12 protein-coding genes are annotated in these 14,117 nt (G+C 64.9%); 8 read left to right on the top strand and 4 right to left on the bottom strand.

The window, feature by feature from the left end; translation table 11 throughout:
- Positions 1 to 27: 27 nt before the first annotated feature.
- A complete protein-coding gene (locus tag C513_RS0103795; protein WP_018714705.1) occupies positions 28 to 366 on the bottom strand; it encodes a cupin domain-containing protein in 339 nt (112 codons plus the stop codon).
- Between the two features lie 151 nt (positions 367 to 517).
- On the opposite strand from C513_RS0103795, the gene gorA reads away from it, so the two are divergent.
- From gorA to C513_RS0103765, 6 genes are all read left to right on the top strand, one after another.
- The gene (gene gorA / locus C513_RS0103790) at positions 518 to 1,876 is read left to right on the top strand and encodes a glutathione-disulfide reductase (RefSeq protein WP_018714704.1); all 1,359 of its coding nucleotides are present in this window, start codon (positions 518 to 520) and stop codon (positions 1,874 to 1,876) included.
- A 137-nt stretch (positions 1,877 to 2,013) separates the two neighbouring features.
- Complete coding sequence (gene dnaN, locus C513_RS0103785) at positions 2,014 to 3,120, top strand: DNA polymerase III subunit beta (protein WP_018714703.1); 1,107 nt, start codon at positions 2,014 to 2,016, stop codon at positions 3,118 to 3,120.
- Positions 3,121 to 3,415: 295 nt separating this feature from the next.
- Positions 3,416 to 4,933 carry a succinyl-CoA:acetate CoA-transferase ScpC gene (gene scpC / locus C513_RS0103780; protein WP_026320515.1) on the top strand — a complete coding sequence of 506 codons (1,518 nt, stop codon included), beginning with the start codon at positions 3,416 to 3,418 and terminating at the stop codon, positions 4,931 to 4,933.
- A 126-nt stretch (positions 4,934 to 5,059) separates the two neighbouring features.
- The gene (locus tag C513_RS0103775) at positions 5,060 to 5,875 is read left to right on the top strand and encodes an amino acid ABC transporter substrate-binding protein (protein ID WP_033394810.1); all 816 of its coding nucleotides are present in this window, start codon (positions 5,060 to 5,062) and stop codon (positions 5,873 to 5,875) included.
- Positions 5,876 to 5,944: 69 nt separating this feature from the next.
- Complete coding sequence (locus C513_RS0103770) at positions 5,945 to 6,598, top strand: amino acid ABC transporter permease (RefSeq protein WP_026320514.1); 654 nt, start codon at positions 5,945 to 5,947, stop codon at positions 6,596 to 6,598.
- The gene (locus C513_RS0103765) at positions 6,579 to 7,361 is read left to right on the top strand and encodes an amino acid ABC transporter ATP-binding protein (RefSeq protein WP_018714699.1); all 783 of its coding nucleotides are present in this window, start codon (positions 6,579 to 6,581) and stop codon (positions 7,359 to 7,361) included. Before C513_RS0103770 ends, C513_RS0103765 begins: the two co-directional genes overlap by 20 nt.
- Positions 7,362 to 7,415: 54 nt before the next feature.
- Here C513_RS0103765 and rsmA read toward each other — a convergent pair whose 3' ends face one another.
- From rsmA to C513_RS0103750, 3 genes are read right to left on the bottom strand one after another with little or no spacing between them, the layout of a single operon-like run.
- Positions 7,416 to 8,204 carry a 16S rRNA (adenine(1518)-N(6)/adenine(1519)-N(6))-dimethyltransferase RsmA gene (gene rsmA / locus C513_RS0103760; RefSeq protein WP_018714698.1) on the bottom strand — a complete coding sequence of 263 codons (789 nt, stop codon included), beginning with the start codon at positions 8,202 to 8,204 and terminating at the stop codon, positions 7,416 to 7,418.
- 50 nt (positions 8,205 to 8,254) lie between these two features.
- Positions 8,255 to 9,607, bottom strand: coding sequence for a peptidylprolyl isomerase (locus C513_RS0103755; protein WP_018714697.1), 1,353 nt, complete (start codon positions 9,605 to 9,607; stop codon positions 8,255 to 8,257).
- 8 nt (positions 9,608 to 9,615) lie between these two features.
- The gene (locus tag C513_RS0103750; protein ID WP_156816029.1) at positions 9,616 to 12,018 is read right to left on the bottom strand and encodes an LPS-assembly protein LptD; all 2,403 of its coding nucleotides are present in this window, start codon (positions 12,016 to 12,018) and stop codon (positions 9,616 to 9,618) included.
- Between the two features lie 176 nt (positions 12,019 to 12,194).
- On the opposite strand from C513_RS0103750, the gene C513_RS0103745 reads away from it, so the two are divergent.
- Both C513_RS0103745 and C513_RS0103740 read left to right on the top strand, forming a co-directional pair.
- Positions 12,195 to 13,286, top strand: a complete 1,092-nt coding sequence (locus C513_RS0103745) for an aminoglycoside phosphotransferase family protein (protein WP_018714695.1) — start codon at positions 12,195 to 12,197, stop codon at positions 13,284 to 13,286.
- Between the two features lie 3 nt (positions 13,287 to 13,289).
- On the top strand, positions 13,290 to 14,060 hold the full coding sequence (locus C513_RS0103740; RefSeq protein WP_018714694.1) for a 16S rRNA (uracil(1498)-N(3))-methyltransferase: 771 nt from the start codon (positions 13,290 to 13,292) through the stop codon (positions 14,058 to 14,060).
- Positions 14,061 to 14,117 lie beyond the last annotated feature (57 nt).

The raw sequence follows: 14,117 nt of genomic DNA, 5'->3' as shown, positions 1-14,117 counted from the left end.
CCACCGGCTCACCGCCAAACCCAAGCCTTATGCGGCCGCCGGCTTCTCCTTGATCATCACCAGCAGCATCTTGAACCCGCCCAACGGCTTCACCGCATGCGGAATATTCGCCGGCATCAGCAGCGAATCGCCTTCGCCCACGATATGCGGCACGCCGGCTACCGGAATCTCGGCGCGGCCTTCCACGCCGATCACCAGCGCATCGTAGGGCGCGGTGTGCTCGCTCAGGCCTTCCTCGCCGTCAAAGGCGAACAGGGTCACGCTGCCGGAATTGTTCTTGACCAGCATGCGGCTGACCACGGCGCGATCCTGGTAGGACAGCAGCTGCTTGAGGTTGAGGACTTCGGAAATCGGCTTATCGCTCATGGGGATACCTCCTGTCGTGATGCGTCCACTATAGGCCAGCCGATACTGTCATGGGCCGATACCCGCAGTCACCATGGCGGTACTCCGGCGGCAGGACGGGCGGCAAGCAAGCATAATCAGGCGCATACCCGCAACTGCCAGGAAGTTCCGCATGACCACAGACATCGCCTACGACTACGACCTCATCACCCTCGGTGCCGGATCCGGCGGCGTGGCCGCATCGCGCCGTGCGGCAGCCCTGGGCGCAAAGGTGCTGATTGCCGAAAACAGCCGCGTCGGTGGCACCTGCGTGATCCGCGGCTGCGTGCCCAAGAAGCTGATGATGTACGCGGCCAGCTTTGCCGACAGTTTCGACTACGCACGCGGCTACGGCTGGAGCTTTGGCGAGCCGGCATTCGACATGTCCCGCTGGGCCGATGCCAAGGCAGCCGAGCTGGATCGCCTGGAAGGCATTTACCTGGGCATGCTGGAGCGCGCTGGCGTCACGCTGGTACGCGGCCATGCGCGCATCGTGGCACCGCACACGGTCGAGATCGACGGCCAGCGCCACACCGCGCGCCACATCCTGATCGCCACCGGCGGCCACCCCAATACCGATACGATTCCGGGGCTGGAGCTGGCCATGACCTCCAACGGCATCCTGGACCTGCGTGAAATTCCCGAAAGCCTGCTGGTGGTGGGCGCCGGCTTCATCGCGCTGGAATTTGCCAGCATCATGGCGCGCCTGGGCAGCCAGGTGCACCTGGTCTACCGTGGCGAGCTGCCGCTGCGCGGTTTTGACGATGACCTGCGCCAGCGCGTGGCGCGGGCGCTGGAGACCAAGGGCGTGCAGCTGCATGCCGGCCATGCGCCGCAACAACTGGAGCGCGATGGCGCGGGCTATGTGCTGCACCTCGAAGGTGGCGGACAGGTGCGCGCCAGCGCCGTGCTCAACGCCACCGGCCGCAGCCCCAACAGCCATGACATCGGCCTGGAATCCGTGGGCATCAGTGTCAACAAGAAGGGCGCGATTCCGGTCGATGCCGACAGCCGCACCTGCGTGGACCATATCTGGGCCGTGGGCGACGTCACCGACCGCGTCAACCTGACGCCGGTGGCTATCGCCGAAGGCCGTGCCATGGTCGAATCGGTGTTCGGCAACACGCCGCGCCGGGTCGATCACAGCGTGGTGGCGAGCGCCGTATTCACCGATCCGCCGCTGGGGACGGTCGGTCTGACCGAGGCCGAAGCGGCAGACAAGGGCCCGATCCGCGTGTTTGAAAGCGATTTCCGCCCGATGAAGGATGCCTTCGTCGACGGCCAGGGGCGCAGCTACATGAAGCTGGTCGTCGATGCCGCTTCCGACAAGGTGCTGGGCATCCACATGGTAGGTGCCGATGCACCGGAAATCATCCAGAGCCTGGCCGTGGCCATCAGCTGTGGCGCGACCAAGGCCGATTTCGACCGCACCATTGCCGTGCATCCCACGGCGGCCGAGGAATTCGTGCTGATGCGCGAACCCAGCCGTTGATGCCACGGGTGTGGCACAGGCTGCACCTTGACATACAATCAGGCACAAATATTCCAGAAATATTGGCAGTCCGCTGCGCGTCATCCGGCAGTGTCCTCTCCGTCAGCCGGCCCTGCCCAACACCATCCAGAGGCATCATGCAAGTCTTCAAAGCACCCCAGGCCCAGGTCCTCAGCGCCCTGCAATCCGTAGCCGGCATTGTCGAGCGCCGCCATACCCTGCCGATCCTGGCCAACGTGCTGCTGCGCAAGCAGGATGACATGCTCCAGCTCATCACCAGCGACCTGGAAATCCAGATCCGCACCGTGGCCGAGCTGGGCGGTGATGCCGGCGAGTTCAGCACCACGGTGGGTGCGCGCAAGCTGATCGACATCCTGCGCACCATGCCGGCCGACCAGATCGTCACGCTCGAATCCAGTCAGAACAAGCTGATCCTCAAGGGTGGCAAGAGCAAGTTCACGCTGCAATCGCTGCCGGCCGAGGATTTCCCGCTGGTGCAGGAAGCGGCCAACTTCGGTCCGCAGTTCAGCGTGCCGCAAAAGGTGCTCAAGCAGCTGCTGTCGCAGGTCTCGTTTGCCATGGCCGTGCACGATATCCGCTATTACCTCAACGGCATCCTGTTCGTCGCCGAAGGCAACAAGCTGAGCCTGGTCGCCACCGATGGCCACCGCCTGGCGTTTGCCAGCGCCACGCTTGAAAGCGAAGTGCCCAAGCAGGAAGTGATTCTGCCGCGCAAGACGGTGCTGGAGCTGCAGCGCCTGCTGAGCGATGCCGATGGCGCCATCGACATGCAGTTTGCCGGCAACCAGGCCAAGTTCAGCTTTGGCGGCATGGAGTTCGTCAGCAAGCTGGTCGAGGGTAAGTTCCCCGATTACAACCGCGTCATCCCGCGTGACCACCGCAATCTGGTCACGCTGGGCCGCGCGCCGCTGCTGGCCGCGTTGCAGCGCACCGCCATTCTCACCAGCGAGAAGTTCAAGGGCGTGCGCCTCAACTTCGACAACGCCACGCTGCGCATTGCCTGCAACAACGCCGAGCAGGAAGAGGCGGTGGACGAGCTGGACATCGACTACGCCGGCAACCCGATCGAGATCGGCTTCAACGTCACCTACCTGATGGATGTGCTGGGCAACATGGGCCAGGACATGGTGCAGATCGCGCTGCAGGACAACAACAGCTCGGCGCTGGTAACGATTCCCGACAACGACCAGTTCAAGTACGTCGTCATGCCGATGCGCATCTGAGCAAGCGGTACGCTTGCCGATGTCGGGGCAGCCTGCGGGCTGCCCTTGTTTTTGCGGCCTTCCCAGCCTGCGTGCATCAAAAACATGCAAATGTCACTTTCAGGGCGTACAATGGCCTAGGGTTTACCCGCACGGATGCGCGCGCGGCAAACCGGAATTGTCTGCCGGCCGACAATTGCGCGGCAAAAAATGGCTCCCTTACGCGCCATGCAGACCCCACCCATGCCGCTCGTACCCTGGCAGCAGGAGACAAGTGCTGCGGCATGCTTTCCACCTGATTGAAAGACACGCCAGTATGACGACACCCTCCCGAGTAATGCACCAGGCCTTCCGCGACAAGATCATGTCCGCCGAAGAGGCCGCCCGTTTCATCAAGCATGGCGACAACGTCGGCATGAGCGGCTTTACCGGCTCTGGCCAGCCCAAGGTCGTGCCCTATGCACTGGCTGCCCAGATCGAGGCTGCGCAGGCACGCGGCGAACCCTTCCGCATCGGCGTCTGGACTGGTGCCTCCACCGCTCCCGAGCTGGACGGTGCACTGGCCAAGGCCAACGGCATCGAGATGCGTCTGCCCTACCAGTCCGACCCGATCTGCCGCCAGAAGATCAACGAAGGCACCATGCAGTACGCCGACATCCACCTGTCGCACGTGGCGCAGTATGTCTGGTTCGGCTTCTATGGCGGCCTGAATGTGGCGCTGGTTGAAGTTGCTGCGGTGCTGGAAGACGGCTCGCTGGTGCCATCCACTTCCATCGGCAACAACAAGACCTGGCTGGACCAGGCCGACAAGATCATCCTGGAGGTGAACAGCCGCCAGAGCATGGCGCTGCGCGGCATGCACGACATCTACTACGGCACCCAGCTGCCGCCGCACCGCCTGCCGATCCCGATGACGCACAGCGACAACCGCATCGGCGATCCCTATCTGCGCGTGGACCCGAACAAGGTGGTGGCCGTGGTCGAGACCAGTGCGCCTGACCGCAACACGGCCTTTACCGCACCGGACGCGCAGTCCGAGATGATCGCCGGTCACCTGGTCGAGTTCTTCAAGAGCGAAGTGAAAAAGGGCCGCCTGCCGGCCAGCCTGCTGCCGCTGCAGTCCGGCGTGGGCAATATCGCCAACGCGGTGCTGGACGGCCTGAACAAGAGCTCGTTCGAGAACATGACGGCCTACACCGAAGTGCTGCAGGACGGCATGCTGGACATGATTGCTTCCGGCAAGCTGCGCCACGCTTCCGCCACCGCCATCAGCCTGAGCGAAAACGGCCTGAAGTACTTCGAGGAAAATATCGAGGCCCTGCGCAGCAAGATCCTGCTGCGTCCGCAGGAAATCTCCAACCACCCGGAACTGATCCGCCGCCTGGGCATTCTGGCGATGAACGGCATGATCGAAGCCGACATCTACGGCAACGTCAACTCCACCCACATCATGGGCACGCGCATCATGAACGGTATCGGTGGTTCCGGCGACTTTGCCCGCAACGCCTACATCTCCGTGTTCATGACGCCGTCCACCGCCAAGAACGGCCAGATCTCCTGCATTGTGCCCATGGTCAGCCACGTGGACCACACCGAGCACGATGTGCAGGTGCTGGTGACCGAACAGGGCCTGGCCGACCTGCGCGGTCTGGCGCCCAAGGCGCGTGCCGAGCTGGTCATCCAGAACTGTGCCCACCCGGACTACCGCGACCAGCTGCTGGACTACTACCACCGCTCGCTGCGCGAGTCGCCCGGCAAGCACACGCCGCACATCCTGAGCGAAGCCCTGTCCTGGCACGAGCGCTTCGAGAAAACCGGCAGCATGAAGCCGTAAGCACGGCAGCAGGCTGATCGGCCAAGGCGAATGTCCGCACGGGCATTCGCCTTTTTGCTGATGCGGCCTGGTCCGTTAGCGTTTATCATTTGATCTTTCCGTCACGTTTTTTTGTCTGTTTACGCCATGAACCGTCGCCTTTTTACTGCCCGCACCCTGATGACCTCCGTGGCCGCCGCCGCCCTGCTGTGGGGCTGCAGCAAGTCCACGCCGGATGCACCGGCTGCTGCCAGCGCTGCTTCTGCCACCGCCGGCCTGTCGGCCAGGATCGTGGTCGGTCTGGACGACAACTTCCCGCCCATGGGCTTCCGTGACGCGAAGGGTGAGCTGGTCGGCTACGACCTGGATCTGGCGCGCGAAGCCGGCAAGCGTCTGGGGGTCGAGATGGAGTTCAAGCCGATCGACTGGAGCGCCAAGGAAGCCGAACTCAATGGCAAGCGCGTGGATCTGCTGTGGAACGGCATGACCATTACCGAAGAGCGCAAGAAGAACGTCAACTTCACCAAGCCCTACATGCAGAACCACCAGATCGTGATCGTGACGGCCCAGTCGCCGATCCAGGCCAAGGCCGAGCTGGCTGGAAAGGTGGTTGGCATCCAGGACGGCAGCAGTGCCGTGGAAGCGGTGCAGAAGGACCCGGTGTCCAAGGACATCAAGGAGCTGAAGAAGTTCGGTGACAACGTTGCCGCCCTGATGGACCTGACCACCGGCCGCCTGGACGCCGTGGTGGTGGACGAGGTGGTGGGCCGCTACTACACCAGCAAGAAGCCGGGCGAGTACCGCATCCTGACCGACAACTTCGGCAGCGAGGACTATGGCGTGGCCGTGCGCAAGGACGATGCCGAGCTGCTGTCCCGACTGGACCAGACGCTGGATGCCATGGCGGCTGACGGCTCTGCCAAGGCCATCTACGACAAGTGGTTCTCTGAAGCCAAGCAGTAAGCTGCTGCTGATGTCTGCCGGGCCCGCGCAACCCCAGCGCGTGCCCCGGCCCTGATGCGCTGATCTGGCATGGATAACATCCTCCACATGCTGCCCCCGCTGCTCGAAGGCGCGGGCACGACGCTCAAGCTGTTCTTCATCACCCTGATCCTGGCGATTCCGCTGGGTCTGGTGCTGGCGCTGCTGCGCATGTCACGCTTTGCCGTGGTGCGCCAGGCCGTCAGCGGCTATATCTGGCTGATGCGCGGTACGCCGCTGATGCTGCAGCTGCTGTTCATCTACTTTGCGCTGCCTTTCGTGCCGGTGATCGGCATCCGGCTGCCGGATTTTCCGTCGGCGGTGGTGGCGTTTGCGCTCAACTTCGCGGCCTATTTTGCCGAGATCTTCCGAGCCGGCATCCAGAGCGTGGACCGTGGCCAGTACGAGGCCGCCAAGTCGCTCGGCATGAGCTATGGGCAGACCATGCGCCGCATCGTGCTGCCGCAGATGGTGCGCCACATTCTGCCGCCCATGAGCAACGAAACCATCACGCTGGTCAAGGACACGGCGCTGATCTATGTGCTGGCCCTGAATGACCTGCTGCGCGCCGCGCGCAACATCGTGCAGCGCGAGTTCACCGTCACGCCCTTCCTGGTGGCGGCGCTGTTCTATCTCATCATGACACTGGTGCTGACCTGGATCTTCCAGCGCCTGGAGCAACGCTATGCACGACAAGACCAGTAAGGGCCAGCCGGCGCTGCTGCTGGAGGGCGTGCACAAGCGCTTTGGCGACAACCACGTGCTGCGCGGCGTGTCGCTGCAGGTGCAGCCGGGCGAGGTGATTGCCATCCTGGGCTCGTCGGGCTCGGGCAAATCCACGCTGCTGCGCTGCCTGAATCACCTGGAATCGGTGGAGCAGGGCCGCATCGTGATCGACGGCCAGACGCTGGTCGAGAACGATGGCAGTGGCAAGGCGCGCTATCCCGATGAGCGCCAGGTGCGCCGCATCTGCGCCAGCACCGGCATGGTGTTCCAGCATTTCAACCTGTTCCCGCACATGACGGTGCTGCAGAACCTGATCGAGGCGCCGATGACGGTCAAGGGCCTGAAGCGCGAGCTGATCGTGCCGCAGGCCGAGGAGCTGCTGCGCAAGGTCGGCCTGCTCGACAAGCGGGATGCCTACCCGAACCGCCTTTCCGGTGGCCAGAAGCAGCGTGTGGCGATTGCACGCGCCCTGGCGATGCAGCCGGCGCTGATGCTGTTCGATGAGCCCACCAGCGCCCTCGATCCGGAGCTGACCGGCGAAGTGCTGCGCACCATGCGCCAGCTGGCAGCCGAACACATGACGATGCTGGTGGTGACGCACGAAATGGCGTTTGCGCGTGAGGTCGCGCACCGGGTGCTGTTCATGGACCAGGGCGTGATCGCCGAAGACCGTCCGGCGCAGGACTTCTTCCGCGATCCCCGGCACCCGCGTGCGTGTGCCTTTCTGCAGCACATGCTGTAAGGCGGCCGTCTGCCGGGCGGGTCGTACCCGGCGGGTGTGCGGCAAGCGTCCCGCTCAGGCTTCGGGCTGCAGCGACGGATGTCGGGCCAGCGCCACGTACTCGTGCACCGGCACCTCTTCTGCGCGACGCTGCAGGTCGAAGCTGCCGGCAAAGCCGTGTTCTTCCAGCCAGCGGCCGAGCGAATGGCGCAACAGCTTGCGGCGCTGGCTGAAGGCCGATTGCACCAGGGCGGCATAGGTCGGCAGATGCAGCTGCGGCGGCTCTGCCAGTGGCACCATGCGCACCACGGCACTGTTCACCCTGGGCGGCGGATCAAAACTTTCCGGCGGCACGAACAACACCTGTTCCATGGCGTAGCGCCACTGCAGCATCACTGTCAGGCGGCTGTAATCGCCGCAGGCCGGTTCTGCCAGCATGCGGTCGATCACTTCCTTCTGCAGCATGAAGTGCTGGTCGCGGATCACGTCCACATGGTCCAGCAGATGGAACAGGATCGGCGTGGAGATGTTGTAGGGCAGGTTGCCGCATACGCGCACGCGCTCCCAGCCGCGTTCGGCGGCCAGTGCCGTGACATCGACCTTGAGCACATCGGATTCGATCACGTCCAGCTGCGGATGCTGGCGCAGGCGGGCAGCCAGGTCACGGTCCAGTTCGATCACGGTGAGCTGGCCGGCGCGCTCTACCAGCGGCTGCGTCAGGGCGGCCAGTCCGGGGCCGATCTCGATCAGCGGTTCGCCGGCACGGGGGGCAATCGCATCGACAATGCCGGCGATGATGCCGCCATCACACAGGAAGTTCTGACCGAAGCGCTTGCGCGCCACATGGCCACCACTGCCGCGCACGGCCTGCGGGCGCGCTGCCGTACCACGACGGGAGGATGAGGGCGCGCGACTCAACTCGGCGTCCTGCGCATCTCGATGTAGGCGCGACCGCGGATCTCTTCTTCCCAGTTGCGCAAGGCCTCGCCGGCGCGTTGCTCACGCAGGGCCGCGCGCGCCATGGCCACCTGCTGTGCCTGTGTCATGGGCGCCGAACGGCGCTCCAGCAGCTGCACCAGGTGCACGCCAAAGCGCGAGGTGAAGGGCTGCGTCATGTTGCCGGCCGCCTGCAGCTTGTCCAGGCGCTCCTCGAATTCGGGCACGAACATGCCGGGCTGGGCCCAGCCCAGATCGCCGCCCTGCTGGGCGCTGCCATCCATCGACAGGCGACGTGCCGCATCGGCAAAATCGGTCTTGCCGGAGGCGATGTCACGGCGTACCTGGGCCAGTTGTGCCGTGGCCTGCTTCTCGGACAGCTTGGCGCTGGGAATCAGCAGGATGTGGCGGGCACGCGTTTCCGTGATGCCGAAGGCCATGTCGATATGCTGGCGTTCGACCACCTGGATGATGTGGAAGCCGTCTTCGGTGCGCACGGCATCGGTGCTCTGGCCCAGCGGCACGTTGCGGATGGCCGCTGCCAGATCCGGCGCCAGCTGCTCCTGCGGCACCAGCGGGCTGGCCTGCGGCGGGATATCGCTGTATTCACGCGCCACCTGCAGGAATTCCTGGCCGTTGCGCAGTGCCTTCACGGCATTGTTGGCCTTTTCCTGCAGTGCCTGCACCTCCTGGGGGCTGCTGCCCGGCGGGACGGCAATCAGGATTTGCGCCATGCGCACGGCGGGCACCAGGGAGTCGGGCAGTCCCTGCTTGATGCGCTGCTCGCGCAGGGCGCGCAGGGCTTCGAGGTCGCTGACCTTGGCCATTTCCTGGTTCACACGGGCATCGCGCACACGCTCCAGCAGGAAGGCGTCACGCAGCGCGGCGCGGTACTGGGAAGGGGCGATGCGACGCTCCTGGATGAAGCGCGCGCGGTATTTCTCGACATCCAGGTTGGCCTGGCGGGCCAGGGCGCGTTCGCGCACATCCAGTTCTTCATCGCTGATGGCGATGCTGGTGGCGCGGGCCGACTGGATGGCGGCTTTCTGGAAGATCACGTCATCCAGGGCGCGCTGCAGCAGCGCCTGGCGGGTCGGTACCGGCTGCTTGGCGGCGCTCAGGCTGCGGGCCAGTTCGTTGGCGCGCACCTGCACTTCGCGGTTGGTGACCGGTTCCTTGTTGACGACGGCGACGATGTAGTCGCTTTGGACGCCGCTGCGGGCAGTCTGTGCCTGCGCGGCGGGCAGCACGGCCTGGCCGCCCAGCAACAGGGCGCAGGCGAATGCCGGGGCGTGAAAGCGGTGGAGGAAGGAGGACTTGCGTACAGTCATGGCATCTCTCAGAAGGGCGATCCGGAGCTGTTGCGGCGATCGCGCAGCAGCTGGTAGTTGGGGATATTGTCCGTGAAAGTCCGGACCGGGCTGGAGCCGAGTCGTGACAATCCGTTGAATTCGAGCTGGAACATGATGCGGTTGTCCATCTTGGACGGCTGGTGCTGGATCGCCTTGCGGTGCAGGGCAATGCGTCCGATCCAGCAGCAGCTGTCGTATTCGAGGCCGACAATCGATTCGACCAGGCGGCTTTCCTGCAGCGAGTAGAACAGGCGGCCGACCGTGTACCAGCGGCCCGGCCCCAGGCCCTGGCCGGCAGGTTTCTCGACATCCTGGCTGCCCCACAGGTCGTTCAGCGGCCACTGCCAGCCGACGTCAATCTGCTCGGTGCGCTCGCGCTGGTGGCGGTAGTGCGCCGTGATGCTGCGATACGGCCCGGGCGTGTAGCTGCCGCCGATCACGCCGCGCATGGTGCGACCGATTTCCGGATCCCACTGCATGCTGGCGCGCGTGCTCCACTGTGGTGTCCAGTTGACGGTGCCGTCCAGCAGCAGATTGCTGAAACTGTTGCTGTCCGGCGTGTCGTGCTCATCCAGCTGCACGCGTCGTGTCTTGAGCTGCTTGCGGGCGGCAAAGGTCAGGTTGGCCAGCTCGGCACCATCGGCGTTGTCATACAGGCGGCTGGTCACGCCCAGCGTGGCGGCGCGGGTGTCGGCGATGCGGTCATTGCCGGAGAACGGGTTCGCGCTGAAGATGCTGGACAGGTTGAAGTCCTTCAGCCAGCTGTCGTAGGCCGGCAGATGATTCTGCTCCCTGTAGGGCGTGTAGGCGAGGAACAGGCGCGGCTCCAGTGTCTGGCGCACGCTGCGGCTGAACATCTGCGTATCGCGCTCGAACACCAGCGAACTGTCCAGCGTGGCAGTCGGAATCACCACGCTGTCCGAGCGCTTGCCATTGGCCATGGCGGTATCCGTGCTGTAGTGGCGTGCATTGACTTCCAGCGCCGGCACGACATAGCCCCAGGGGCGTACCCAGGGGTAGCTGGCGCGGGCGCGGGCATAGCTGCGGTCGCCATCCGGGTACCGGGCCAGGCTGGAGTCGGCACGGAAGCGCGTGTGGTCCAGATCCAGCAACAGGTCGAAGCCGCGCACATCGTCGCGCGTGTAGTTCAGGTGCAACTGCGGCGTCTTGTCATAGGGCGGGACGATCTCGTCCGGCTGCTGCAGCGTCTGCCATTTCTCGTTGCGGATAAAGCCCGACCAGTCATCCTTCTTCCAGCCCAGCTGCATGTTGCTGGAGAAGGTGCGCTCGCTCAGCAGCGTGTTGCGGCTGTCGAAGTTGTAGAAGTCGCGCCAGTAGTTGTCATCGCTGACGCGTTCCAGGTGCATGTCTAGCTTGAACTGGCCGTAGCGTTCCGGCACCGAGGGGAAAGTCTGCGCGTGCTGGAAGATATAGTGCCAGCGGTTCTGGTTGTCACGCAGGTTGTCGCCCGGCAGGAAGTTGCCCTGCAGGCTGCCGGCGTACGTGTCTTCCAGATAGCGGAACTGGCCGTACAGGTCTACGCCCCGGTTGCTGTACAGCGTGGGCATGACGGTGGCATCGCGGTTGGGGGCGATGTTGAAGTAGTACGGCACGGCGACCTCGAAGCCGTCCTCGGTGCCCAGCGAGAAGGTGGGCGGCAGCAGGCCGGAGCGGCGCTTGTCCGACAGCGGGAAGCCCAGGCCGCCGGGAATCGGCAGGATAGGCACGCCATAGAACACCAGCGCGCCGTTTTCGACATAGCCCTCATCGGCCTCGGTGTCGATGATGATTTTTTCGCCACGGATATACCAGGCCGGGTTCCAGTCGCCCTGCTGGCGGTCGGCCCGGCGGCAGGTGCTGTAGATCATGTCGTGGCCGATGCTGTGGCTGCCGTCGATGAATTCGATCTTGCCGGCCCTGGCCAGGCCGCCGTTGCGCTGCAGCTCCATCTCCACGTTGTCGAAGCTGCCCGACTGGGTATCCAGCTGCAGTTGCAGCTGCTCGCCCTGGTAGACATTGCCGTCACGCTCGATGCGCACATCGCCGGTGGCCGTGACCTCGTTGGCGGGAATCGAGTAGTGCAGGGTCTCGCCCTGCACCACGGTGCCGGGCTGCCGGATGATGGCTGCGCCGGTGGCCGTGACATCCAGGTCGACCTGCCCCTCGATCTGGTTGGCCTCGATCACGGTCGGGCCGCTGGCGGGCTCCTGCGGGGCCGAGGCGGCCATGACCGGCGGCACGATGGCAATGTCATAGCTGCGGGAGCTGTCCGCCCAGACCGGTGTTGCCAGGCCGCTGCACAGCAGCAATACGCCATGGGCGACAGGCGTGCGCAGCCAGCGGATGCTGTGGCGTTGTGGGATGGCAGGGGAGTGCAGTCGGGAGCTCACGGTAGAAGAAGGGCAGGCTTGCGCCCACCAGACAATTCCTGAAAGGATTCATTCTGCCAGCCATTGGCCGGGCAGGGAGTGCGCTGTGACAAAAATGCCATGATGGCACGCCTTGCATACAATGGGCGGCATGCCGTGCGCAGGTGCGCCGGCCACAATTATTACCGACTTGAATCATGTCCCTGCAGAATGATCCCATCGCGGCCCTGAACTGGTCCGCGCCCGAACGTGGCCAGCAGTTTGGCCAATGGCTGGAAGCGATTGCCGCACGCCAGCAGATCCGTCCCGACAGCGTGGTGCTGGCCAATGCCGATGCCAGCTTCCGCCGCTACCTGCGCGTGCAGGGTGAAGCCGGCCAGCCTGCGCGCATCATCATGGATGCGCCGCCAGACAAGGAGAACTGCCAGCCCTTCGTGCATGTGGCCGGGCTGATGGAGCAGGCCGGCGTGCATGCCGCGCGCGTGCTCGAATGGGATCGCGCACACGGTTTCATGCTGCTGAACGATCTCGGCAGCCATACCATGATGACGGCGCTGGACGAACAGCAGCCGGTTGCCGCCATGCCGTACTACCAGCAGGCGCTGGAGGCGCTGCTGCCCTGGCAACAGGCCTCGCGTCCGGACCAGCTGCCCCCTTACGACGAGGCGCTGCTGCGCCGCGAGCTGCAGCTGTTCCCCGACTGGTACCTGACGCAACACCGCCAGGTCACGCTCACGCCCGCGCAGCAGCAGGTGTTGGCCAGCACCTTCGACCTGATCGTGCAACGCAACCTGGCTGCGCCCTGCGTGTATGTGCACCGTGACTTCATGCCGCGCAACCTGATGCTGGGCGAGACGCCACAGTCGCCGCTGGGTGTACTGGACTTCCAGGACGCGGTGTACGGCCCGATCACCTACGACATTGCCAGCCTGATGCGCGATGCGTTCATCAGCTGGGACGAAGAGCTGGTGCTGGACGTGACAATCCGCTACTGGGAGCGTGCGCGCAAGGCCGGCCTGATGGATTTCGAGGACTGGCATCAGGATTTTGGTGCCTTCTACCGCGCGGTGGAATGGATGGGGCTGCAACGCCATCTGAAAGTGGCCGGCATTTTTGCACGCCTGACACTGCGCGACGGCAAGGACAAGTACCTGGCCGATACGCCGCGTTTCATCGAGTACATCCGCCATGCCGGTCGTCGCTACCGCGAACTGGCTCCGCTGCTGCAGCTGGTGGACGACATCGAAGGCACGCAGGACGTCAGCGGCTACGCCTTTGGCCGCCTGTAAGCCATGCCTCGCTTTCACTGCCCCCTGCCGCTGATTCCGGGTCAGGAGCTGCTGCTGCCGGCCGGCGCGGCACGCCATGTACAGGTGCTGCGCCTGCAGCCGGGTGAGCGCATCGAGCTGTTCCACGGCGGCCTGCCCGATGCCGCCACGACCGCCGAAGCACCCTGGAGCCGGGGCCACGCCGAGGCCGAAGTGCTGCGCATGGGGCGCAGCGAGGTCGAAGTGCGCATTCTGCAGCTGCATCCGCCGCGCGATGTGCCGGAGGCCGAGGTGCATCTGCTGGTCGGCGTGCCGGCCAACGAACGCATGGACTGGCTGGTCGAAAAAGCCGCCGAACTGGGCGTGCGCAGCATCCAGCCCCTGCAGACCAGCCGCAGCGTGCTGCGCCTCAAGGGCGATCGCGCCGAACGCCGTCAGGCGCACTGGCAGGCCGTGGCGATATCGGCCTGTGAGCAAAGCGGCCGCACACGGGTGCCGCTGATCCAGCCGCTGCGCAGCCTGCCAGAGGCGCTGGCGGCGTCTGCCGGCCGCAAGGCGATGCTGTCCCTGACGGCCGGCAGCCAGCCGCTGCATACCTGGGTGGCCGGTCAGCGCCCGCAGCAGCCGGTCAGTCTGCTGTCCGGGCCCGAAGGCGGGCTCGATGCCGCGGAAGAGGCGTTGGCGCTGCAGCAGGGCTTTGAGCCGATCACGCTTGGTGCCCATGTATTGCGTGCCGAAACCGCCCCCCTGGCCGCGCTTTCCCTGCTGCAGCTGCTGCCTGACGCGCAGGCATGAAAAATCCCCCGGCAGCCAGGCTGGCGGGGGATGCTGCGAAATGCAGGCGGAACCGGG

The sequence above is a fragment of the Allobrachymonas chironomi DSM 19884 genome (assembly GCF_000374625.1).
Taxonomy (GTDB): Bacteria; Pseudomonadota; Gammaproteobacteria; order Burkholderiales; family Burkholderiaceae_C; genus Brachymonas; species Brachymonas chironomi.
This window is presented reverse-complemented; position numbering and strand designations above follow the sequence as displayed.

Coding starts and splice junctions, on each gene's coding strand:
- C513_RS0103770 (WP_026320514.1), top strand. CDS start 5,945: ATGGATAACATCCTCCACATGCTGCCCCCGCTGCTCGAAGGCGCGGGC.
- gorA (WP_018714704.1), top strand. CDS start 518: ATGACCACAGACATCGCCTACGACTACGACCTCATCACCCTCGGTGCC.
- C513_RS0103795 (WP_018714705.1), bottom strand. CDS start 366: ATGAGCGATAAGCCGATTTCCGAAGTCCTCAACCTCAAGCAGCTGCTG.
- dnaN (WP_018714703.1), top strand. CDS start 2,014: ATGCAAGTCTTCAAAGCACCCCAGGCCCAGGTCCTCAGCGCCCTGCAA.
- C513_RS0103755 (WP_018714697.1), bottom strand. CDS start 9,607: ATGACTGTACGCAAGTCCTCCTTCCTCCACCGCTTTCACGCCCCGGCA.
- scpC (WP_026320515.1), top strand. CDS start 3,416: ATGACGACACCCTCCCGAGTAATGCACCAGGCCTTCCGCGACAAGATC.
- C513_RS0103745 (WP_018714695.1), top strand. CDS start 12,195: ATGTCCCTGCAGAATGATCCCATCGCGGCCCTGAACTGGTCCGCGCCC.
- C513_RS0103775 (WP_033394810.1), top strand. CDS start 5,060: ATGAACCGTCGCCTTTTTACTGCCCGCACCCTGATGACCTCCGTGGCC.
- C513_RS0103740 (WP_018714694.1), top strand. CDS start 13,290: ATGCCTCGCTTTCACTGCCCCCTGCCGCTGATTCCGGGTCAGGAGCTG.
- C513_RS0103765 (WP_018714699.1), top strand. CDS start 6,579: ATGCACGACAAGACCAGTAAGGGCCAGCCGGCGCTGCTGCTGGAGGGC.